Here is a 21,120-nt window from a genome sequence, read left to right as displayed (position 1 = left end):
GTGAGCGTAGCGATACCCCGGGAAGCATCGCAAGACCCCGGATGTCGCTTCGCTGATCCGGGCTACAGGACTATAATGCCCGCAACGCAAGAACCCAGGGAGTATGCCATGCAACACACCATGGTTCCCAGTGATCGCGTCGAGCACGTCGCCGTCTATGGTGGCGACGGCACGAAGCTCGGCACGATCGAGCGATTGATGCTCGACAAGGTCAGTGGAACGGTCGCTTACGCGGTGATCAAGACCGGCAGGCTGCTCGGGACACATCACCATTATCCCGTGCAGTGGACCGCGTTGAAATACGATCCGGGACGCCAGGCTTTTCAGGTCGACCTGACACCGGAGCAATTGAGCAGCGGTCCCTGCGAATTCGATGGCGATGAGTTCGACTGGGGCGACCGCTCGCGGCCCTACCAGCATCCGAACTACTGGTCGATCTAGCAGTAAGATGGCCCGGCCGCCCGCATTCTCGGCGCGGATGCGGCTGGGCTCGAGCCGCGGCCGCCGAGCAGTGGTTGACGTGAGCGTCCACCTATCCGGCGAGCGGCTGTTCGCCGACTTTGGGCCAATAGGTGCCAAAGCTCCAGAGGCCGCCCTCCGGATCGCGCGCGGCGAAATCGCGGCTGCCATAATCGGTTGTGTAGGGCTCCATCTCGATCTGTGCTCCAGCGGCTTTCACCCTCTCATAGAGCGCGTCGGCATCATCAACGGCCAGATAGACGGCATCCGTCCGCCGGCCGCCGATGTCACCAACTTGTTTGCTGTAGGCATCGTCTCGATGCGCGCCAAGCATGAGGATCGACGATCCGAACGCCAGCTCGGCGTGAACGACCGTGCCATCGTTGCGGTACACCACGCGTTCGGCGAAGCCGAGAACGTTCTTCAGCCAGGCGATCATCGCCTCGGCATCCCTGCAGCGCATGGTGTGGTAGAGGCGCGGCGCTTCATAGCCGTTCGGCTGGTTCATGAAACTCTCCAGGTTTGATGCAAGCTTGTTGCGAAGCCGACCCTAGTTCGGATCATGACGGCCGGCTTGAACAAATGGGACTTCGCCGTATCTCGCGCGGCCTCGCGCCGTCCTGGCGCTAGCCCCCGCCATCGCGCATCAGGCGAGGATCGACGACGTCGAGCCGCGCGGCCCATCCGGTCGGCGTCTCGCCGCTGAAGATCCGGAAATCGCGCGCGAGATGTGCCTGGTCGGCATAGCCGGCGTCCGCGGCAATTGCCGCCCAGCCGCCCGTGCCGTCCGTCCGGGCCAGCGCGCAGGCTCGATGAAAGCGCAGCATCTGCGCCAGCGTTTTCGGCGCAACGCCGATCTCGTTGTGGAAGCGGCGCGTGAGATGCTTGCGGCTCCAGCCGATGTCGGAGGCGATGTCGGCGATCCTGACCGCGCCCGCGCCTCGCCAGAGCGTCTCCAGCGCGAAAGCTACCGCAGGCGAGGGCTCGTGCACGGCGCGGCGACGCACGAAGTCTTCCACGATCTCGAATCGCCGCTGCCAGCCGACCGCGTCGGCCACCCTGGCGCGGAGGTTCTCGCCATCCCGTCCCAGAATGTCGTCGAGGCCGACCATGCGCGCGGTCAGATCGGGCACGGCGCCTCCGAAGAAGCGATACGCCCCGAGCGGCGTGAAATCGACCTGAACGCATTCGGCGCGGCCGTCGGATTCGATCACGACCGGCCCGGGAAACAGACCCGCCGCGAAACTCGGCTGCGCGTCGGCACGATCTGGTTGGTGTCCGAGTGCAATACGGAAGGGCGTTCCCAGATTCACCAGGAGAGGCAGCGCAAGCGGCGCGGCGTGCCGGAAGGCCGCCAAGCCGAGGCCGCGCTCGCGGTAGAACGAGATGCTGGAGATCAGCCGCGCAAGGCGCGGCGAGGCCGCTCGACGGATGACATCGGCAGGTGCGTCCATCGTGCGTCTCATTCGTTCGCGCGCAGCATGGCGCCAAGTTTATCGGCACGTAGTGTCGTAGCCCGGGTGAGCGAAGCGATACCCGGGACAGTCATGGCGAGTCCCGGATGTCGCTTCGCTCATCCGGGCTACGGCTCCGCGCTCTACTGCGCTTCCGCCTCGCGCTCCATGTCGCGGCCGGACAGATCCTCGCCCTGCATGTTGGCGTAATCGCGCGCCATCTCGCGCATCAGGAATTTTGCGGGCACGTCGTGATAGGTGCCGCGGTCGTTGACATATTGCATGTAGGCGCGGCCTTCTCCGTCGAAGGGATGCAGCAGCGCGTCGGTATGGCCGTCGAAATCGAGCGGGGCCACGCCGACCTTGGCGCACAGCGTGTCGTTGAAGGTTGGCGTGGCCTTGCGCCAGGCGCCATCGACATGCACCTCCGTAAAGCCGTGCCAGGTGAAGATGTCCGTGCCCATGCTCGCGCGCAGCTTCTCTGTGGTGAGATGGTTCTTCACGTCCGCAAAGCCGACCCGTGCCGGGATGCCGTGGACGCGGCAGGCGGCGGCATAGAGCGCGGCCTTGCCGACGCAATAGCCCTGGCCTGCGGCGAGAACGCTCGAAGCACGAAACGTCTCGGCGACACGCATGCTGACGTAGGGGTTATAGCGGATACCGTCGCGCACCGCCTTGTAGAGCACGCTCGCCTTCTCGCGCGCGCTCGCATCCGCGCGCACGGCGTCGGCCGCAAATTGCTGTACGGCCGGATGATCGCTGTCGATGTACTCGCCGGGATCGGTGTAGAGACGGCGGATAGTATCGGGAAGGATATCGGTCATGTCTGGAGCTTAGCAGGCGATCGCTGCGGAACTCAAATCACGCGATACGGTCCATGATACGCCTTCGAATTGCGTCGAGGCGCTGCCGCCCTCTCACTGCCGGTTGCGCATCCAGTCGGCGAGGCCCGATATCGCCTTGTCGAGTTCCTGCCGCGCCGCGGTGTCGGTCACCGTCTCCTCCAGCGCGCCGCGCATGCAGAGCATCCAGGCATCGCGCTCGGCATCGCCGATGGCAAAGCCGATGTGGCGCTGGCGCAGCCGCGGATGGCCCTTCTCGACGGAGTAAAGCCGCGGTCCGCCGGTCCATTCGGTGAGATAGCGCTTCAGCACGTCCCTGATCAGGCCGAGGTCGTCCGCATGCATCGCGTGGATGATCTTCGCCTCCGGCAGCGTGTCCATGCGGTCGTAGAAGCGGTCGACGAGGGCGTCGATCGTCGCGCTGCCGCCGATCCGCTCGAACATGGAGGTGGTGACGTCGGTGGAGGTCATCTCTACAGCGCCACACTCCGCAGGCCGAAGCTGCGGGCCTCGTTCTGCAGCACGGGCCGTACCGCATCGATCAGCCGTGCGGCCGCTGCATCGACGGAGAGGCCCGCGGTATCCACCACTGCCGTCGCGCGCGAGTACAGCGGCTCGCGGCTGAGCAGGATGTTGCGCAGCTCCGCCATCGCGGAGCGGTCGTCGGCCATCGGGCGCAGGTCGCCCTGGCGACGGACGCGGGCCATGTGCTCCTCGGGCTCGGCCTTCAGCCAGATCGTGTAGAACGAGGTCAGGATCTGGTCGAAGGTCAAAGGCTCGGACACGATGCCGCCGCCGGTCGCCAGCACCATCAGCTCGTTGCGTGCGAGCAGCTGCTGCAGCGCTGCCTGCTCCATGCGGCGAAAGCCTTCCTGGCCGTACAGCGCGATGATCTCGGCGACCGAGAGCCCGTTCTGCTGCTCGACCTCCTTGTTGAGCTCGACAAAACTCCAGCCGACTTTCTTCGCCAGCATTCGCCCGAGCGTGGATTTGCCGGCCCCGCGCAGGCCGATCAGCGCGATGCCGCAGAACGGCGCACGCCGCGGCGCGGAGGCACTGCCGCCGGCGAGCAGATCTTTTGCCTGCGCGATCTGCGCAGGCGTGGCCTTGCGCAGCAGGTCGCGAAACATCTGCCAGTCCGGTGTCGGATCGACACTGGGAAGCAGATCTTCGAGATGCGCGCCCATCGCGTCCGAGACGCGGCGCAAGAGCACGATGGAGACATTGCCCTTGCCGCTTTCGAGCTGCGCGATGTAGCGCTCCGAGATTCCTGATACCTTGGCGAGCACTTTGCGCGACATGCCGCGCAACGCGCGCATGGTGCGCACGCGCTGGCCGAGCTGTTCGAGAAATCGGGATTCTGCGTCGGGACTGTCGGTCATGAGCCTTCTTTAAGGGATGTCTTCTTGAAGGATGTCCTGCGGCGCATTTTAATGAAACATAATGCCTGCTAGCATTGACAGCAAGCCGCAGCGGTGTCTTTCTATGAATTATAATTCTAAATTCGGGGGAGAAGTCCGTGAGCGAGGGATCCTATAACGCGGTGACCTGGCTGCTCGACCGCAATGTCGAGGAGGGCCGGGGCAACAAGCTGGCCTTCGACGACACCGTCTCGCGGTTCACCTATGGCGAGCTTCAGTGCGAGAGCCGACGCGCCGCCAACATGCTGCGCCGGCTCGGCGTCCGCCGCGAGGAGCGCGTGGCGATGATCATGCTGGACACCGTCGATTTCCCCGTGGTGTTCCTGGGCGCGATCCGCGCCGGCATCGTGCCGGTGCCGCTGAACACGCTGCTGACCGCGGACCAGTACGCCTACATCCTCGCCGACTGCCGCGCGCGCGTGCTGTTCGTCTCCGAAGCGCTCTATCCTGTCATCAAGGACGTGGTCGGCCGCATGCCCGATCTCGAGCATGTCGTGGTCTCCGGCGCCAAGCAGAACGGCCACAAGCAGCTCGCCGAGGATCTCGCTGGCGAGAGTGATCAGTTCTCCACCGCCGCGACGCATCCGGATGAGCCGGCGTTCTGGCTCTATTCGTCCGGCTCGACCGGCATGCCCAAGGGCGTGCGCCATATCCATTCCAATTTGCAGGCGACCGCCGACACCTACGCCAAGCAGGTGCTCGGCATCCGCGAGAGCGATGTGTGCCTCTCCGCTGCCAAGCTGTTCTTCGCCTACGGGCTCGGCAATGCGCTGACCTTCCCGATGTCGGTTGGCGCCAGCGTGATCCTCAACAGCGAACGGCCGACGCCGGCGCGCATGTTCGATCTGATGAACCGCTACAAGCCGTCGATCTTCTACGGCGTGCCGACCTTGTTCGCGGCGATGCTCAACGACGAGACCATGAAGGCCGAGCGTGGCGGCGGCGCCTTGCGCATCTGCACCTCGGCCGGCGAGGCGCTGCCGGAATCCGTCGGCACCAGCTGGAAGGCGCGCTTCGGCGTCGACATCCTCGACGGTGTCGGCTCGACCGAGCTGTTGCACATCTTCCTGTCGAACGCGCCCGGCGACATCAAATACGGCTCTTCCGGCAAGCCGGTGCCGGGCTATGCGGTGCGGCTGGTCAACGAGGCCGGCCAGGATGTCGCCGATGGCGAGGTTGGTGAGCTCCTGGTCGATGCGCCCTCGGCCGGCGAAGGCTACTGGAATCAGCGCCACAAGAGCCGCCGCACTTTTGAGGGACCGTGGACCCGCACCGGCGACAAATATGTCCGCGACGCTGACGGCCGTTACACCTTCTGCGGCCGCGCCGACGACATGTTCAAGGTTTCCGGCATCTGGGTCTCGCCGTTCGAGGTCGAGAGCGCGCTGATCACCCATCCCGCCGTGCTGGAGGCCGCCGTCGTGCCCGAAGCCGATCCGGAAGGGCTGTTGAAGCCAAAAGCCTTCGTCGTGCTGCGGCCGGGCGCGACGACGAGCGATCTTCAGGAAATGCTGAAGGAGCACGTCAAGCAGAAGATCGGCCCCTGGAAATATCCGCGCTGGATCGACGTGGTGGAGTCCTTGCCGAAGACAGCGACGGGAAAGATCCAGCGGTTCAAGTTGCGGGAAGGGGCGAATTGAGCGGCTCCGTCATTCCGGGGCGCGCGAAGCGCGAACTATGGTGCGCACCTGAGCACCTGAGAATCTCGAACCGCAAAACAATTTCTAGATTCCGGATCAGCTCGCGTTGCGACCTGTCCGGAATGACGGAATGGACGGGAACGACAGCATGACCAACCTCACCCCCACCGGCTTCCTCAACATCGGCGGCGTCAGCCTCGAATATAAATGGCTCGCGCCTGAGGCCGCGGACGCGCCGACCATCGTCATGCTGCACGAAGGCCTCGGCTCGGTCGGGCTCTGGGGCGATTTTCCCGAGAAGCTGCAGCAAGCCACCGGTGCCGGCATCTTCGCCTATTCGCGCGCCGGCTACGGCCAGTCGAGCCCGGTGAAATTGCCGCGGCCGCTGGACTACATGCAGCGCGAGGCGCTGGACGTGCTGCCGAAGCTGCTCGATGCGATCGGCTTCAGGCGCGGCCTGCTGCTCGGCCATTCCGACGGCGCCTCGATCGCGACGATCTATGCCGGCGCGCATCAGGACCACCGCCTGAGCGGCCTCGTGCTGATCGCGCCGCATTTCATCGTCGAGGACATCTCGGTGAAATCCATCGCGGAGATCAAGACCAGCTTCGAGACCACGGACCTGAAGGCCAAGCTGGCGCGCTGGCACAAGGACGTCGACAACGCCTTCTACGGCTGGAACGGCGCCTGGCTCGATCCGAAATTCCGCGACTGGGACATCTCGGAATACCTGGCCTATATCCGCGTACCCATGATGGTCGTGCAAGGTGCAGGCGACCAATATGGGACATTGCGTCAGGTCGAAATTGCGCAGGAAGAGTGTTACTGTCCGATAGATTTTAAAGTCATTTCAGACGCGGGCCATTCCCCGCATCGTGAAGCGCCGGGGGCGACGCTTGACGCGATTGAGCAATTTGCAAAAGCGGCCCTGCGCGACGATCAGGGACTCGGGGTACGCGCCGCATGACCATGGGGTGGCACATCCATGAATGTGCCTTCACATGTGACCGGCCGATTGCCATGGCCGCAATGGGCCTATGTGCCGGGCGAAACCGGCGCCATCGAGGCCGATGACGAGACGCTTCGCTTGGCCAAGGCGCTGGTGCCCTCGGCCTTTCGCGGCCACGTGCCGGCCCGTCATCCGGCGCTGCGCTACGGCCTCGCGCTCAACGACCGCGGCTATTTCTGGGAAGCGCAGGAGGTCCTGGAGACGGTGTGGGCCGCAGCTCCGCAAAGCGGCCGCGAACGCATCCTCCTGCGCGCCTGCATCCATATCGCCAACGCCAATCTGCGGCTGCGCATGCAGAAGGCGCATTCGGCCGCGCGCCTGTTCGGCGACGCTCTGACTGAGCTGCGGGCGTTGAGCGCGCGCAAGGTCGCAAGCGGCGGCGACGGCTTTGTCGAGAGCTTTCCGGTCGCGGCCCTGGTGGCGCTGCTCCAGGCCAAGATCGGCCGCCCGCAGCTCGCGAAGGCCGACTGGATCGCGCTGGGTGCCATTGTGCGGTCCTGGCCGACTGCATGAAACAAAGTGCATGCGTCGGCGGTTAAGGGCTAGACGCATCCAAAAAGATGCACTATTGTGCATCTAACGCTAAACCAAAACGAGCTCAAGGGTGGCCCATGGCCGGGGAAGATCGGCGCCTCGCAGGCGGCGCGACATTCATCGATTTCCAGACCGAACCGTCCCGCTACAAGCACTGGAAGCTCGCGATCGAGGGTGACGTCGCGACGCTGACCATGGACGTCGACGAGAATGGCGGCCTGTTCGAGGGCTATCTACTCAAGCTCAACTCCTACGATCTCGGCGTCGACATTGAGCTCGCCGACGTGGTCCAGCGGCTGCGCTTCGAGCATCCCGAGGTGAAGGTCGTGGTGATGCGCTCGGCCAAGAACCGCGTGTTCTGCGCCGGCGCCAACATCCGCATGCTCGCGGGCTCGACGCATGCCCACAAGGTGAACTTCTGCAAGTTCACCAATGAGACCCGTAACGGCATGGAAGATTCTTCCGAAAATTCCGGCCAGCGCTTCATCACGGTCGTGAACGGCTCCGCCGCCGGTGGCGGCTATGAGCTGGCGCTCGCGACCGACCACATCATCCTCGCCGACGATGGCTCGTCTGCGGTCGCTTTGCCTGAAGTGCCGCTGCTCGCGGTGCTGCCGGGCACCGGCGGGCTGACGCGCGTCGTCGACAAGCGAAAAGTGCGCCGCGATCATGCCGATTTCTTCTGCACCATCGAGGAAGGCGTCAAGGGCAAGCGCGCCGTGCAATGGCGCCTCGTCGACGAGATCGCGCCGAACTCGAAGCTCGAGGCGAAGATCGCCGAGCGTGCCAAGGAGTTCGCGACCGCCTCGAAGCGCAAGGGCAGCGGCAAGGGCATCGCGCTGACGCCGCTCAAGCGCATCATCGACGAAAACAGCATCCGCTACGGCTTCGTCACGGTCGATATCGACCGCACGGCCCGCATCGCCACCATCTCGATCAAGGCGCCGGAGACCGCAGCACCCGCGGACATCGACGGCATGATGGCGCAAGGCGCGTCGTTCTGGCCGCTCCAGGTCGCGCGCGAGCTCGATGACGCGATCCTGCATCTGCGCATCAATGAGCTCGAGATCGCCATGCTGGTGTTCAAGAGCCATGGCGACCGCGCCCATGTGCTGGCCAGTGACGCCTTCCTCGAAGCCAACAAGGCGCACTGGCTGGTCAACGAGATCAGACACTATTGGAAGCGCGTTCTGAAGCGCATCGACGTCACCTCGCGCACGCTGGTGACGCTGGTCGAGCCCGGCTCCTGCTTTGCCGGCACGCTCGCCGAGCTCGTCTTCGCCGCCGACCGCTCCTACATGCTGATCGGCACGCGCCAGGGCGACAACCGCCCGCCGCCGTCGATCGAGCTCTCCGCCATGAATTTCGGCCCGTATCCGATGAGCCACGGCCTGACGCGGCTGGAGTCGCGCTTCCAGGCCGATCCGTCGGATGTGGAGCGCGCCCAGGCCACGATGGGCACCGCGCTCGACGCCGAGCAGGCCGAAGAGCTCGGCCTCGTCACCTTCGCGCTCGACGACATCGACTGGGACGACGAGGTCCGCGTGTTCCTGGAGGAGCGCGCCAGCTTCTCGCCCGACAGCCTCACCGGCATGGAAGCGAGTCTGCGCTTCGTCGGCCCGGAGACGATGGAATCGAAAATCTTCTCGCGCCTGACCGCGTGGCAGAACTGGATCTTCCAGCGCCCCAACGCGGTCGGCGAGGAAGGCGCGCTGCGCCGCTACGGCAGCGGGCAGAAGCCGAAATTCGATATGACGCGAGTCTAGCGAGTAGGGAGTGGCGAATGGCGAATAGGAGTTTCCATTCGCTACTCGCCATTCGCCATTCGCCCCCTTAACGAGCTAGTCCCCCACGGGAGGTCCACATGAACATGAACATCATGAACGTCGACTACTCGACCAAGATTCCGAACAACGTCAATCTCGCCGAAGATCGCCAGGTGCTCAAAGCACTCGAGGGCTGGCATCCCGGCTACATGGATTGGTGGAGCGACATGGGGCCGGAAGGTTTCCAGGAGTCGCTGGTCTATTTGCGCACCGCCTATTCGGTCGATCCGCGCGGCTGGGCCAAGTTCGACTACGTCCGCATGCCCGACTATCGCTGGGGCATCTTGCTGGCGCCGCAGGAAGAGAACCGCGTCGTTCCGTTCGGCGAGCATTTTGGCGAGCCGGCCTGGCAGGAAGTCCCGGGCGAATACCGCGCCATGCTGCGCCGCCTGATCGTGATCCAGGGCGACACCGAGCCGGCCTCGGTCGAGCAGCAGCGTCATCTCGGCAAGACCGCGCCCTCGCTCTACGACATGCGCAACCTGTTCCAGGTTAATGTCGAGGAGGGCCGTCACCTCTGGGCGATGGTCTATCTGCTGCAGAAATATTTTGGCCGCGACGGTCGCGAAGAAGCCGACGATCTGTTGCGCCGCCGCTCCGGCGATGCCGACGCACCGCGCATGCTCGGCGCCTTCAACGAGGCGACGCCGGACTGGCTGTCCTTCTTCATGTTCACTTATTTCACCGACCGCGACGGCAAGATGCAGCTGCACTCGCTCGCGCAGTCCGGCTTCGATCCGCTGTCGCGCACCTGCCGCTTCATGCTGACCGAGGAAGCCCATCACATGTTCGTCGGTGAGACCGGCATCACCCGCGTCGTGCAGCGCACCTGCGATGCGATGCGCGAGGCCGGCATCACCGATCCAACCGATATCGCAAAAGTCCGCGCGCTCGGCGTGATCGACCTGCCGACCATCCAGAAGAAGCTGAACCTGCACTATACGCTGTCGCTCGACCTGTTCGGCTCCGAGGTTTCGACCAACGCTGCCAACGCCTTCAACACCGGCATCAAGGGCCGCTATCACGAGACCCAGATCGACGACGATCACCAGCTCAAGAACGCGACCTATCCGGTGCTGAAGTTCATCAACGGCGAGATCAAGCTGGTCGACGAGCCGGCGCTGACCGCGCTCAACATGCGTCTGCGCGACGATTACAGCCAGGATTGCGTCAAGGGCATGCTGCGCTGGAACAAGGTGATCTCGACCGCGGGCTACGACTTCAAGCTGACCTTGCCCAATGTCGCCTTCCACCGCCACATCGGCGAGTTCAAGGACGTGCGCGCGACGCCCGACGGCCTCCTGATCGACGATGCCACCTGGGCGAAGCGCAAGGACGAATGGCTGCCCTCGACCGCCGACGGCGACTTCATCACCTCCCTGATGCAGCCCGTCACCGAGAGCGGCAAGTTCGCCTCCTGGATCTCGCCGCCGAAGGTCGGCATCGACAACAAGCCGGGTGATTTCGAGTACGTGAAGATCGAGTCGTGAGATAGGCGAATGGCGAGTGGCGAATAGTGCAAGAGGTGCTATTCGCCATTCGCTACCTCGCTACTCGCGCATTCAGCTATCCCACCCGCTCCCCTTGATCCCCGGGTTGGCGTAGACGATGCCGCCGTCCACCGCGATGGTCGCGCCCACCACGTAATCGCCCGCGCGCGAGGCGAGATAGATTGCGGCGCCCGCCATGTCCTCGTCGGTGCCGATGCGCCCCGCGGGCACGCGCGTTGCGACTTCGTCGCCATGGTCGCGCGCGGCGCGGTTCATGTCGGACTGGAACGGGCCCGGCGCGATTGCCGTGACCACGACGTGGTCGGAGATCAGCCTCACCGCCATGCGCCGGGTCAAATGGATCAGCCCGGCCTTGCTCGCGGCGTAGGAATAGGTCTCCATCGGATTGACGAAGATGCCGTCGATCGAGGCGATGTTGATCACCTTCGCCGGCCGCTCCGCGCTTGCGGCTGCGCGCAGCGGCGCGGCCAGCGCCTTGGTCAGGAAGAACGGCGCCTTGACGTTGAGGTTCATCACCTTGTCCCAGCCGCTCTCCGGGAATTCGTCGAATTCCGCGCCCCAGGCGGCACCCGCATTGTTGACGAGGATATCGAGCTTCGGCTCGCGTTTCCTGAACTCGGTTGCGAGCAGCTCGGCGCCGGCGAGCGTCGAGATGTCGATCGGCAGCGCGATGCACTCGCCGTCATATTGCGCGGTGAGCGCCTTGGCGGTCTCCTCGCACGGTCCCGCCTTGCGCGCGGTGATGTAGACCTTCGCGGCGCCGGCGCTGAGAAATCCCGCCGCGATCATTTTGCCGATGCCGCGCGAGCCGCCGGTCACCAGCGCGACGCGGCCTTTGAGCGAGAACAGATCGTTGAACATGGTGCCTCCCTAGGTTTGCGCTCGTTGTGAGCGGCGAGGGGTGGGGAGTCAAGGAAGGCACTGGGATGCGATAGGAGTGTGGCGCGAGAACGCTCCGTCCAAGGCGGTGTCGTCCCCGCGAACGCGGGGACCCATAACCACAGGGAGTGGTTTGGCGATGACTCGTCGTTCGGTACTTCTACCAGACGCAATCGATAAATTCCGCGGTATGGGTCCCTGCTTTCGCAGGGACGACGGCGGAGATCGGGGAAGCTACGCCGCCGCGATCCGGCGGAAGCCGTTCCACATCGCGGTCGCGGCGCCCGAGGTCAGCACCGGCAGGATTCGCGCGTCCTGGTAGTTGCCGTTGAGGGAGACGCGCGGCAGCGCCGTCATGTGGGCGGCGTTGTCGGCAAACAGCATGCCGGGCCGCGTCGTCACCGCGGTCTTGAAGCCCGCGGTTGCAGCAAGGCCGAATTCGCGCATCCCCGCGGCCTCGCGGTCGCCATAGGGATAGGCGAGATGCAGCACGGGGCGCTGCAGCGCCTGCTCGATCCTCGCGCGGCTCGTGGCGATCTCCTGCGCGGCGACGTCTTCCGCCACCTTGGCGAGGTTGCAATGGCTGACGCTATGGGCGCCGATCGTGACCAGCGGATCGGCGGCAAATGTCTTCACCTCCGCCCAAGACAGGCAGAGGCTGCGGCACAGCGCTGCCATGTCGACGTCGTATGTCGTGCAGAGCGCCTCGATCTCTCGCGCCAGATCGTGCTCGCCCGGTAGCGCGCGCAGCCAGTCGTGGAGGCGGTCGAACGTTGCCTGCTTGGCCGCGGGCGTCGTCGCATCGAGCCGCAGCGCGGAATTGCCTACTCTGACGTCGACCTGCTCGGTCTTGGCGATCACGGCCTCCAGCGCCGTCCACCACAGCCGTCCAGTGCCCTCGGCAAAATCGCTCGCGACATAGACCGCCAGAGGCGCGTCAAATTCGCGCAGCAGGGGCAGCGCATAGTCCAGATTATCGCGATAGCCGTCATCGAGGGTGAAGGCAGCGAAGCGACGGTCGAACCGGCCCTGCACCAGCCGCTCATGCAGCTCGTCCATGCTGATGATGTCGATGTCGCGCGAGCGCAGATGGCACAGCGTCGCGCGCAGGAATTCGGGGGTGACTTCGAGATGCCGGTTCGGCTGGAACACGGCCTCACGGGCCGGCCGCACGTGGTGCAGCATGAAAATGGCGCCGACGCCCGACAAAAGCGGGCGCAGCAAGTGGTGCGCCCCGCTGAAATAGAGTGCTCCCAGCCCGGCGCGGATGACGTTGTTACGCAGTTGTTTCATGACCCGCTGGCGGACTCTGGCATTCCGCTTTCAACTTACGGAAGAACCCTTGAAGAAAAAGTTATTCCGATTGTCCAGGCGGGGCCTTCGCAAGGGCACCATTTCCGGTTTGACAGCCTGCCAAGGGTTTGTTTTGTCTCCGGTTCCAGAGTTCGGGTCGTCGAATGAAGAAGCTTTTCAAGTGGGCCAGCAAATGGTGGCCGGGGCTGATCCCCTTGGCCGTCATGTGGGGATTTGCGGCCTGGAATAATACCTTACCGGTCGAAGCCGACCTGTCGGGCCGCAGCTCGGCTGCGCTGAAGGACACCGTTCTGGACAAGACCCGGATCGCGGTCGATGGCCGCGATGTCAGCCTGGCCGCGGACGCGTTCTCCGAGGAGGGGCGGCGGGATGCCGTGATGGCGGTGGAGACCGTCCCCGGCGTCCGCCTGGTCGACGACCGGACCCGCCTTGTTCCCGAGGCCAAACCCTTCGTCTGGAACGCCGAGCGCGACGTGGTGCGGGTGACGCTGTCAGGCTCCGCGCCCCTGCCGTCGATGAAGGGCCGGCTGACCGAGGCGGCCCGCAAGGAGGTCGGCGGCGTCGAGGTGGCCGACCAGATGGGGCTGGCGCGCGGTGCACCGCCGCGGTTCGAGGCCGCAGCGACGCTGTTGCTGGACCAGATCGGCAAGCTGAAGGACGGCAAGATCACGATCACGGACACCAAGGTCAATCTGTCGGGCATGGCGCGCGATCTCGGGGGCCGCGAGGCAATCGTGGCGGCGCTGAAGAACCTGCCCGAGGGCTTTTCGATCGCCGCCAACGACGTCAAGGCGCCGCCCTATATCTTCCAGGCCTACAAGGATCCGGTCGCCGCGACCGTGACGCTGACCGGCTATGTTCCCGACAACACCATCCACGCGGCGATCGCCACCAGCGCCGCGCGAAAATTCTTCACCGAAAAGGTCGTCGACAATCTCAAGGCCAGCATCGGCGCGCCCGGCTCCTTCAACACCGCCGTGATCGCAGCCCTCGGCGCACTGTCGCGACTGTCGACCGGCACGCTCGTCGTCTCCGACCGCGAGGTGAAGCTGTCGGGCGATGCGCTCTACGAGGGGGCCGCCAACGACATCCGCGCAGGCCTCGGCAAGGACTTCCCGAAAAACTGGCAGTACAAGCCGGAGATCACCGTGAAGCCGGCGGCAGGCCCGGTCGATGGCACCGTGTGTCAGCAATTGTTCTCCGAGCTCCTGGCCAAGGGCAAGATCCGCTTCGCAGCAAAGCGGGCCGACATCGATCCGGATTCCGCCGCCATCCTCGATCATCTGATCGAGACGGCGCTGCGCTGCCCCACCACCAATGTCGAGGTCGCCGGGCATACCGATGCCGACGGCGAGGACGGCTTCAACCGGGCTCTCTCGGAGAAGCGCGCACAGGCGGTGATCGATTATCTGGTCAAGGCCGGCTTGCCCCCCAGCCGCTTCACTGCGGTCGGCCATGGCAGCACGCAGCCGCTCGCCGGCAACGACACCGACGAAGGCAAGGCGCAAAACCGCCGTATCGAATTCCTGGTGAGGTGACGATGCCCTATCTCGTCTCGTTCCATCTGGGCTGGCTGATCGGCTCGCTGCTGCTGGGCTTTTGCATGGGCTGGATCTCGGTGGTCCAGCGCGGCAACGGCACCTCGAAGGTGACGGCGCGCTGGCTCGCCGCGCTTGCTGCCGCCCTGGTCGCGGCCTCGTTCGCACACGTCGTCCCCGGCCGCTTCGGCTACTGGCTCGACCTCGGCCTGATCATGTTCGCCTGCTATCTGGTCGGCTGCACCATCGGCGCCTGGCTGCGCGACCGCGTGGTCTCGCGCAGCATGCGGACCGGCTGAAGCTCCGCCGCCAGGCCCCTTTTTCTGTTCGGGACACATCGTCGAGAGAGACGTCAACGCTGCGCTTGACAATAATACGTACGTACGTATTATTCCTCCATGCCCAAGCCCTCGCTCAAAGACGCCATCCTCGACGCCGGTCTCAAGGTCATGTTCCGGACCGGCTATCACGGCACCAGTGTGCGCGATGTCACCACTGCGGCAGGCGCCCCGCAGGGGTCCTTCACCAATCATTTTCGCTCCAAGGAAGCGTTCGCCTCGGAGGTGCTCGATCGCTATTTCGAGATCACGAAGGGATTGGTCGCGGAGGCCCTTGAAGACGCCTCGCTGACCCCGCGGGCGCGGCTCAAGCGCTATCTCGACATCATCACCGGACGGCTCGAAGCCGACGGCTATGGACGCGGCTGCCTGATCGGCGATCTCAGCCTGGAAGCGGCCGGCAGCAGCGAGATGCTGCGCACCCGCCTTGCCGAAATTTTTGCCGAATGGCGCATGCCCTTTGCTGCCTGCATCGGCGAGGCGCAGAGAAGCGGCGAGATCGATTCCGAGTTCGAGCCCGAGGAGCTCGCCGATTTCCTGCTCGCGTCCTGGCAAGGCGCGATCCTGCGCATGAAGGTCGACCGCACGCCCAAGGCGCTCGAGCGTTTCAAGTCCATCGCATTCAAGACCGTCTTCAAGGAGCCGACATGAGCCAGCAAGCCGAGATCGAGATCCGCAGCGCCTCCGTGCTGGGAAGCACGATGGCTTATCGCGACACAGGCACGCAGGATGCGCCGGTCGCGCTCTTCCTTCACGGTAATCCGACGTCCTCGCACATCTGGCGAAACATCCTGCCGCTGGTGGCGCCTGTGGCGCGTTGCATCGCGCCCGATCTCATCGGCTTCGGCCGGTCCGGCAAGCCCGACATCGCCTACCGCTTCTTCGACCATGTCCGCTATCTCGACGCGTTGATCGAACAGCTCGGCATCAGCTCAGCCTATCTCGTTGCGCAGGATTGGGGCACGGCGCTCGCATTTCATCTCGCGGCGCGCCGGCCGGCCTTCGTGCGCGGCCTCGCCTTCATGGAGTTCATCCGGCCGATGCCGACCTGGCAGGATTTCCACCAAGCCGAACCTGCGCGCCAGGCTTTCCGCAAGTTCAGGACGCAAGGCGAGGGAGAGGCCATGATCCTGGAGGCGAACGCCTTCGTCGAACGCGTGCTGCCGGGCGGCATCATGCGCACCTTGAGCGAAGACGAGATGGCGCCTTATCGCGCGCCCTTTCCGACGCCGGACAGCCGCCGTCCCGTTCTTGCATTCCCTCGGGAATTGCCGATCGCCGGCGAGCCCGCCGATGTCGATCAAGCGCTTCAATCGGCTCATGCGTCGCTCAAGGCGTCTGCCTATCCGAAGCTGCTGTTCGCAGGCGAGCCGGGCGCCATCGTCGCTCCCGAATTTGCCGAGACGTTCGCTGCCTCGCTGAAGCACTGCGCGCTTGTCCGCCTCGGGCCCGGTCTGCACTATCTCCAGGAGGATCACCCCGACGCGATCGGCCGTTCCGTTGCCGGCTGGATCGCCGGCGTTGAAGCGGTGCGTCCCCAACTGGCGGCCTGAAGGAGGACGAGATGTCCGACGTAACCATCGTCTATTGCCGGCCGTGCGGATACGAGAAGCGTGCCAAAGAGGCGGCCGTGGCGCTGCGCCGGCAGCTAGGGCTGGAATCCGATCTCGTCCCCGGCAAGGGTGGCGTTTTCCAGGTCAAGCTCGGCGATCGGATCGTCGCCAGCCGCAGCAAAGGACATTTTCCTGACGGCGACGAAATCGTCGCGGCCGTCACCGCCGCGCAGGACTGAGCCGGGGAGGGCGTTCGCGATGTCGATTGTCTGGGCCGACGATCTCGCCGGGATCGACTGGGATGAGCTATCCGAGCTCTATCGCATCGCGCCGCTCGGCAACAAGGCGCCGGCCGATCTCACATTGGTGTTCGGCAACAGCATGTTTCGCGCCTTCGCCATTGAGGATGGTCGCATCGTGGGGGCGGGACGCGTCTTGGCCGACGGCCGGGACTGCGCCTATCTCTGTGATGTCGCCGTGCACTCGGACCACCAGGGGCGGGGGCTCGGCCGCGACATTATCGAGCGTTTGCTTGTGCATTGCCGCGGCCATCGCAAGGTCATCCTCTACGCCGTCCCGGGCAAGGAAGGGTTTTACGAACGCCTGGGCTTCAGGCGGATGACCACCGCCATGGCAATCTTCGAGGATCAGGCCGGCGCCTATGGCCGCGGCTATTTGACCGCGCCTTGAGGCTGCGCCCGGGGTCCGCGGCCTTCCGGCGCATCGAACAACCCGTCGAACGGAGGCCGGGATTGCCCCCTCTTTCAACAGGCGGGCGCGGTCCATAGATTGACGTCGGCTTAAAGCGTGAAGGAACATTGTGCGGCCGAAATCATCAAAACTTCATGGCGCCTGCGCAGGATCGCCATGGAGATTCGCCTCAAGTCCTGCCGCCGAAGGCGTCAAACCGTGCATCAGGAGCCCGCAACCCTGCCTAAAATATTGAATGCACGTGTTTTTGTTCGAATTGGCGAATTCCACTTCGCCCCAAAACGCGCTAGTGGAGGGGCAGGGGGCATGCGCGATACCGGAGCCGGCGGCGAGGGTTCGTTGAGTGCCAGTGCGTCGTCCGCCTGTTCGCCGGCCACCCTGGCCGCTGAAGCGTTGTTCGAGGTCTAGATGCTGGAAGCCATACGCAGGGCGATGTCGTTTCTGCGCCAGAAGCAAGTCCTGCATAAGCTTGGCGTTGTGATCAGCGTCGCGGTCATCGGCATCGCTTGCTATGTGCTCTACCACATGTTGCGAGGCATCGATTTCAACGAAGTCCTCGAAGCGATCAAGAGCACCGAGCCGACCCAGATCGCGATGGCGGCGCTGTTCGTCACCGCGGGCTATTTCACCCTGACCTTCTACGACCTGTTCGCCGTGCGCGCGATCGGCCATGCCCATGTGCCCTATCGCATCAATGCGCTCGCGGCCTTCACCAGCTATTCGATCGGCCACAATGTCGGTGCATCCGTCTTCACCGGCGGCGCGGTGCGCTACCGCATCTATTCGGCCTACGGGCTGAACGCGATCGACGTCGCAAAGATCTGCTTTCTCGCCGGCCTGACCTTCTGGCTCGGCAATGCCGCCGTGCTCGGCCTCGGCATCTCCTATCATCCGGAGGCAGCCGCCTCGATCGACCAGCTGCCGCCCTGGCTGAACCGGGCGCTGGCGCTGATGATCATCGTCGGGCTGGTCGGCTACGTGGTCTGGGTCTGGACCCAGCCGCGCGTGGTCGGCCGCGGGCCCTGGACCGTGGTGCTGCCGGGCGGCCCGCTGACGCTGCTGCAGATCGCGATCGGCATCGTCGATCTCGGTTTCTGCGCGCTCGCGATGTATGTGCTGGTCCCGGACGAGCCCAATCTCGGCTTCGTGGTGGTCGCGGTGATCTTCGTCTCGGCCACCCTGCTCGGCTTCGCCAGCCACTCGCCGGGTGGGCTCGGGGTGTTCGACGCCGCCATGCTGGTCGGTCTTTGGCAGATGGATCGCGAGGAACTTCTGGGCGGCATGCTGCTGTTCCGCGTCCTCTATTATCTGTCGCCCTTCGTCATATCTGTAATCTTGCTGACGTTTCGCGAAGTTATCATCGGCGCACGATCGAAGCGCTTGCAGCAGGCGGCGCTCAAGCTCGACCCCGGCCCGGCGCGTGAAGCCGCTTATGTGAGAGAGCGCAGCGACAGCGGTGCCTGACGGCGCCAAGCCTTATTTGGACAGGCCTTCAGACAAGCCCCAGGAGAAGTCCGCCCCGATGGCGATCGACGCCCCATCTTCTCCCTCCGCCCAGCCCTGGTCCGACCGGCTGCGGCATTCGACCGTGATCCTGATCGCCGCGGCGCTGGCGCTGTCCGTCGTCGTCTCGCTCGGCGAATTGTCGGCGCTGCACGCCGCGATCGTGTTCCTCTGTATCGCGGCGGCCGCGCTGGTCCCGTGGCGGCTGCATGATCCCGCCGCCTCGCGCGACGATGTCAGGCGCATCAACCCGGTCGAGAGCGCGGCGGTGGCCGCGGTCGTCGCCGGCATGCCGGATCCGGCGGTGCTGCTCGACCGCGCCGGCCGCGTCATCCACCTCAACGCCGCCGCCGCCCAGCTCGCGCCGGCGCTGCGCCGGAACGAGCTCGCCCAGTTCGCGCTGCGCTCGCCGGAGATCATCACCGCGCTGCGCGAGGCGATCGCGACCACCGAGCCGCGGCGCGCGACCTATCTCGACCACGTCCCGGTCGACCGCTGGCTGGAGCTCATGATCACGCCGGTGCCGGTGCCGACCAGCTTCGGCGGCGCGGACAAATGCATGCTGATGACCTTCCACGACCAGACGCCGCTGCGCCGGGTGGAGGAGATGCGCGCCGACTTCGTCGCCAATGCCAGCCACGAGCTGCGCACGCCGCTGGCCGCGCTGTCGGGATTCATCGACACGCTGCAGGGCCAGGCCAAGGACGATCCCAAGGCGCGCGAGCGCTTCCTCGGCATCATGCACAACCAGGCCACCCGCATGGCGCGCCTGATCGACGATCTGTTGTCGCTGTCGCGGGTCGAGCTGTCGGCCCATGTCCGGCCCGACACCCTGGTCGACCTGCTGCCAATCATCCGCCAGGTCGCCGACGGGCTCGAGCCGCTGGCGCGCGAGCGCCAGGTCGAGGTCGAGATCCATCTTCCTGATAGCCCGGTGATGATCGCGGGCGACCGTGAGGAGCTGCTCCGCCTGTTCGAGAATTTGATCGAGAACGCGCTCAAATACGGTGCCTCCGGCGGACGCGTCATCGTGTCGCTGACGCCAGCCGCGGCCACTGATGGAACTCAGGAAATCCGGATCATGGTCCGCGATTTCGGCCCCGGCATCGCGCCCGAGCACCTGCCGCGGCTGACCGAGAGATTCTACCGGGTCGACGTCGGCGACAGCCGCTCGCAGGGCGGCACGGGGCTCGGATTATCGCTGGTGAAACATATTCTTAACCGCCATCGCGGCCGGCTTTTGATCGAAAGTGTGCCCCGGCAGGGCGCCACTTTTACCGCCTGTTTTCCCCAGGCTAAGACTTTAGTTTAGACCTGAAACTCCAGCGATTTCAATCGCTTGAGTGTGTCATCCGACTGTCACGAAACCTTCGTAAAAGCACAGCCGACCGCTCCTAAAGGGGCGGCGCGGGGAGCGCGATCGGGCGCGGTTGGCGCTTCGCTCCCCTGTATGGAGACCAGCATGAATTTCCTCAAAACGATCGTCGCTGCCGGCATGGTCGCCGCTTCGACGACGGCGGCCTTTGCTGCCGACATCACCGGTGCCGGTGCGACCTTCCCGTTCCCGATCTATTCCAAATGGGCTGACGCCTACAAGAAGGAGACCGGCAACGGTCTGAACTACCAGTCGATCGGCTCCGGCGGCGGCATCAAGCAGATCCAGGCCAAGACCGTGACCTTCGGCGCCAGCGACGCGCCGCTCAAGGCCGAGCAGCTCGAGAAGGATGGCCTCGTCCAGTGGCCGATGGTGATGGGCGCCATCGTCCCCGTCGTCAACCTCGAGGGCGTGAAGCCCGGCGAGATGGTGTTCGACGGCGAGACGCTCGCCAGCATCTATCTCGGCAAGATCACCAAATGGGACGACGCCGCGATCAAGAAGCTCAATCCGAATCTGAAGCTGCCCTCGGACGCCATCACCGTGGTCCGCCGCTCGGACGGTTCGGGCACCACCTTCAACTTCACCAACTATCTCGCCAAGGCCAGTGCGGACTGGAAGAGCAAGGTCGGTGAGGGCACCGCGGTCGAGTGGCCGGTCGGCGTCGGCGCCAAGGGCAACGAAGGCGTGTCGGGCAACATCAGCCAGACCAAGAACTCGATCGGCTATGTCGAGTACGCCTATGCCAAGCAGAACAAGCTGACCTATACCGGTCTCATCAACAAGGCAGGCAAGCCGGTGCAGCCGACCGTCGAAGCCTTCCAGGCGGCCGCTTCCAACGCCGACTGGGCCAAGGCGCCTGGCTACTACGTCATCCTGACCGACCAGCCCGGCGAGAAGTCATGGCCGATCACGGCGGCGACCTTCATCCTCATGCACAAGGATGCCACCGACAAGGCGGCCTCGCAGGAAGCCATCAAGTTCTTCCGCTGGGCCTTCAAGAGCGGCGGCAAGGCGGCTGAAGAGCTCGACTACATCCCGATGCCCGAAGGCGTCGTGACCCTGATCGAGAAGACCTGGGCTGCCGAGATCAAGAGCTGAGCGCTCCTGTCCCGGACATCACTCCGGGAGCTCGAAAAACTTCCGCTCCGGATCGGCGCGCGCCGCGTCCGGAGCGCGAGACCGACAAAAAGACTGACAACAAGCGTATATT

General features: G+C 64.8%; 22 protein-coding genes. 15 read left to right on the top strand and 7 right to left on the bottom strand.

Going from position 1 to position 21,120, the window contains the following annotated elements; translation table 11 throughout:
• Positions 1 to 108 precede the first annotated feature (108 nt).
• A complete protein-coding gene (locus GA0061098_RS34520) occupies positions 109 to 441 on the top strand; it encodes a PRC-barrel domain-containing protein (protein WP_165637788.1) in 333 nt (110 codons plus the stop codon).
• A 91-nt stretch (positions 442 to 532) separates the two neighbouring features.
• Here GA0061098_RS34520 and GA0061098_RS34515 read toward each other — a convergent pair whose 3' ends face one another.
• From GA0061098_RS34515 to GA0061098_RS34495, 5 genes are all read right to left on the bottom strand, one after another.
• Complete coding sequence (locus GA0061098_RS34515; RefSeq protein ID WP_091965864.1) at positions 533 to 967, bottom strand: VOC family protein; 435 nt, start codon at positions 965 to 967, stop codon at positions 533 to 535.
• A gap of 118 nt (positions 968 to 1,085) precedes the next feature.
• Positions 1,086 to 1,913, bottom strand: coding sequence for a helix-turn-helix domain-containing protein (locus GA0061098_RS34510; protein WP_165637787.1), 828 nt, complete (start codon positions 1,911 to 1,913; stop codon positions 1,086 to 1,088).
• Between the two features lie 143 nt (positions 1,914 to 2,056).
• Entirely contained in the window at positions 2,057 to 2,737 is a 681-nt protein-coding gene (locus GA0061098_RS34505) for a transglutaminase-like domain-containing protein (protein WP_091965862.1), read from the bottom strand.
• Between the two features lie 93 nt (positions 2,738 to 2,830).
• Positions 2,831 to 3,226: a group II truncated hemoglobin gene (locus tag GA0061098_RS34500; RefSeq protein WP_091965861.1), complete on the bottom strand. Its 396-nt coding sequence runs from the start codon at positions 3,224 to 3,226 to the stop codon at positions 2,831 to 2,833.
• Positions 3,227 to 3,228: 2 nt separating this feature from the next.
• Complete coding sequence (locus GA0061098_RS34495; protein ID WP_091965860.1) at positions 3,229 to 4,137, bottom strand: helix-turn-helix transcriptional regulator; 909 nt, start codon at positions 4,135 to 4,137, stop codon at positions 3,229 to 3,231.
• Between the two features lie 137 nt (positions 4,138 to 4,274).
• Between GA0061098_RS34495 and GA0061098_RS34490 the strand changes: the two genes are divergently transcribed.
• From GA0061098_RS34490 to boxB, 5 genes are all read left to right on the top strand, one after another.
• Positions 4,275 to 5,816 (top strand): benzoate-CoA ligase family protein, encoded by a 1,542-nt coding sequence (locus GA0061098_RS34490; RefSeq protein WP_091965859.1) that lies wholly within the window; start codon positions 4,275 to 4,277, stop codon positions 5,814 to 5,816.
• A 148-nt stretch (positions 5,817 to 5,964) separates the two neighbouring features.
• The gene (locus GA0061098_RS34485; protein ID WP_208610708.1) at positions 5,965 to 6,783 is read left to right on the top strand and encodes an alpha/beta fold hydrolase; all 819 of its coding nucleotides are present in this window, start codon (positions 5,965 to 5,967) and stop codon (positions 6,781 to 6,783) included.
• Between the two features lie 18 nt (positions 6,784 to 6,801).
• Positions 6,802 to 7,338, top strand: coding sequence for a DUF309 domain-containing protein (locus tag GA0061098_RS34480; RefSeq protein ID WP_091965857.1), 537 nt, complete (start codon positions 6,802 to 6,804; stop codon positions 7,336 to 7,338).
• A gap of 98 nt (positions 7,339 to 7,436) precedes the next feature.
• The gene (boxC, locus tag GA0061098_RS34475; RefSeq protein WP_091965856.1) at positions 7,437 to 9,125 is read left to right on the top strand and encodes a 2,3-epoxybenzoyl-CoA dihydrolase; all 1,689 of its coding nucleotides are present in this window, start codon (positions 7,437 to 7,439) and stop codon (positions 9,123 to 9,125) included.
• 98 nt (positions 9,126 to 9,223) lie between these two features.
• Positions 9,224 to 10,675, top strand: coding sequence for a benzoyl-CoA 2,3-epoxidase subunit BoxB (gene boxB, locus GA0061098_RS34470; protein ID WP_091965855.1), 1,452 nt, complete (start codon positions 9,224 to 9,226; stop codon positions 10,673 to 10,675).
• 72 nt (positions 10,676 to 10,747) lie between these two features.
• On the opposite strand, the gene GA0061098_RS34465 is transcribed toward boxB, so the two are convergent.
• Positions 10,748 to 11,557, bottom strand: a complete 810-nt coding sequence (locus GA0061098_RS34465) for an SDR family oxidoreductase (RefSeq protein WP_091965854.1) — start codon at positions 11,555 to 11,557, stop codon at positions 10,748 to 10,750.
• Between the two features lie 252 nt (positions 11,558 to 11,809).
• Complete coding sequence (locus GA0061098_RS34455; protein WP_091965852.1) at positions 11,810 to 12,868, bottom strand: polysaccharide deacetylase family protein; 1,059 nt, start codon at positions 12,866 to 12,868, stop codon at positions 11,810 to 11,812.
• A 164-nt stretch (positions 12,869 to 13,032) separates the two neighbouring features.
• On the opposite strand from GA0061098_RS34455, the gene GA0061098_RS34450 reads away from it, so the two are divergent.
• From GA0061098_RS34450 to pstS, 9 genes are all read left to right on the top strand, one after another.
• Positions 13,033 to 14,427, top strand: a complete 1,395-nt coding sequence (locus tag GA0061098_RS34450; protein WP_091965851.1) for an OmpA family protein — start codon at positions 13,033 to 13,035, stop codon at positions 14,425 to 14,427.
• Positions 14,428 to 14,429: 2 nt separating this feature from the next.
• Complete coding sequence (locus tag GA0061098_RS34445; RefSeq protein ID WP_165637786.1) at positions 14,430 to 14,726, top strand: hypothetical protein; 297 nt, start codon at positions 14,430 to 14,432, stop codon at positions 14,724 to 14,726.
• Positions 14,727 to 14,825: 99 nt separating this feature from the next.
• Positions 14,826 to 15,416, top strand: coding sequence for a TetR/AcrR family transcriptional regulator (locus tag GA0061098_RS34440; RefSeq protein WP_091965849.1), 591 nt, complete (start codon positions 14,826 to 14,828; stop codon positions 15,414 to 15,416).
• Entirely contained in the window at positions 15,413 to 16,318 is a 906-nt protein-coding gene (locus GA0061098_RS34435; RefSeq protein ID WP_091965848.1) for a haloalkane dehalogenase, read from the top strand. The genes GA0061098_RS34440 and GA0061098_RS34435 overlap by 4 nt, the downstream gene beginning before the upstream one ends.
• Positions 16,319 to 16,329: 11 nt before the next feature.
• Positions 16,330 to 16,557: an Rdx family protein gene (locus GA0061098_RS34430; RefSeq protein ID WP_091965847.1), complete on the top strand. Its 228-nt coding sequence runs from the start codon at positions 16,330 to 16,332 to the stop codon at positions 16,555 to 16,557.
• 19 nt (positions 16,558 to 16,576) lie between these two features.
• On the top strand, positions 16,577 to 17,008 hold the full coding sequence (locus GA0061098_RS34425; RefSeq protein WP_091965846.1) for a GNAT family N-acetyltransferase: 432 nt from the start codon (positions 16,577 to 16,579) through the stop codon (positions 17,006 to 17,008).
• A gap of 429 nt (positions 17,009 to 17,437) precedes the next feature.
• Complete coding sequence (locus GA0061098_RS34420) at positions 17,438 to 18,493, top strand: putative bifunctional lysylphosphatidylglycerol flippase/synthetase (protein WP_028139780.1); 1,056 nt, start codon at positions 17,438 to 17,440, stop codon at positions 18,491 to 18,493.
• A 58-nt stretch (positions 18,494 to 18,551) separates the two neighbouring features.
• Positions 18,552 to 19,844 (top strand): ATP-binding protein, encoded by a 1,293-nt coding sequence (locus GA0061098_RS34415; RefSeq protein ID WP_091965845.1) that lies wholly within the window; start codon positions 18,552 to 18,554, stop codon positions 19,842 to 19,844.
• A 150-nt stretch (positions 19,845 to 19,994) separates the two neighbouring features.
• Positions 19,995 to 21,008, top strand: a complete 1,014-nt coding sequence (pstS, locus tag GA0061098_RS34410; protein WP_091965895.1) for a phosphate ABC transporter substrate-binding protein PstS — start codon at positions 19,995 to 19,997, stop codon at positions 21,006 to 21,008.
• Positions 21,009 to 21,120: the final 112 nt, after the last annotated feature.

The organism is Bradyrhizobium shewense, from assembly GCF_900094605.1.
Taxonomy (GTDB): Bacteria; Pseudomonadota; Alphaproteobacteria; order Rhizobiales; family Xanthobacteraceae; genus Bradyrhizobium; species Bradyrhizobium shewense.
Note: the sequence above shows the minus strand (reverse complement) of the source record. Positions and strands in the feature narration are given on the sequence as shown.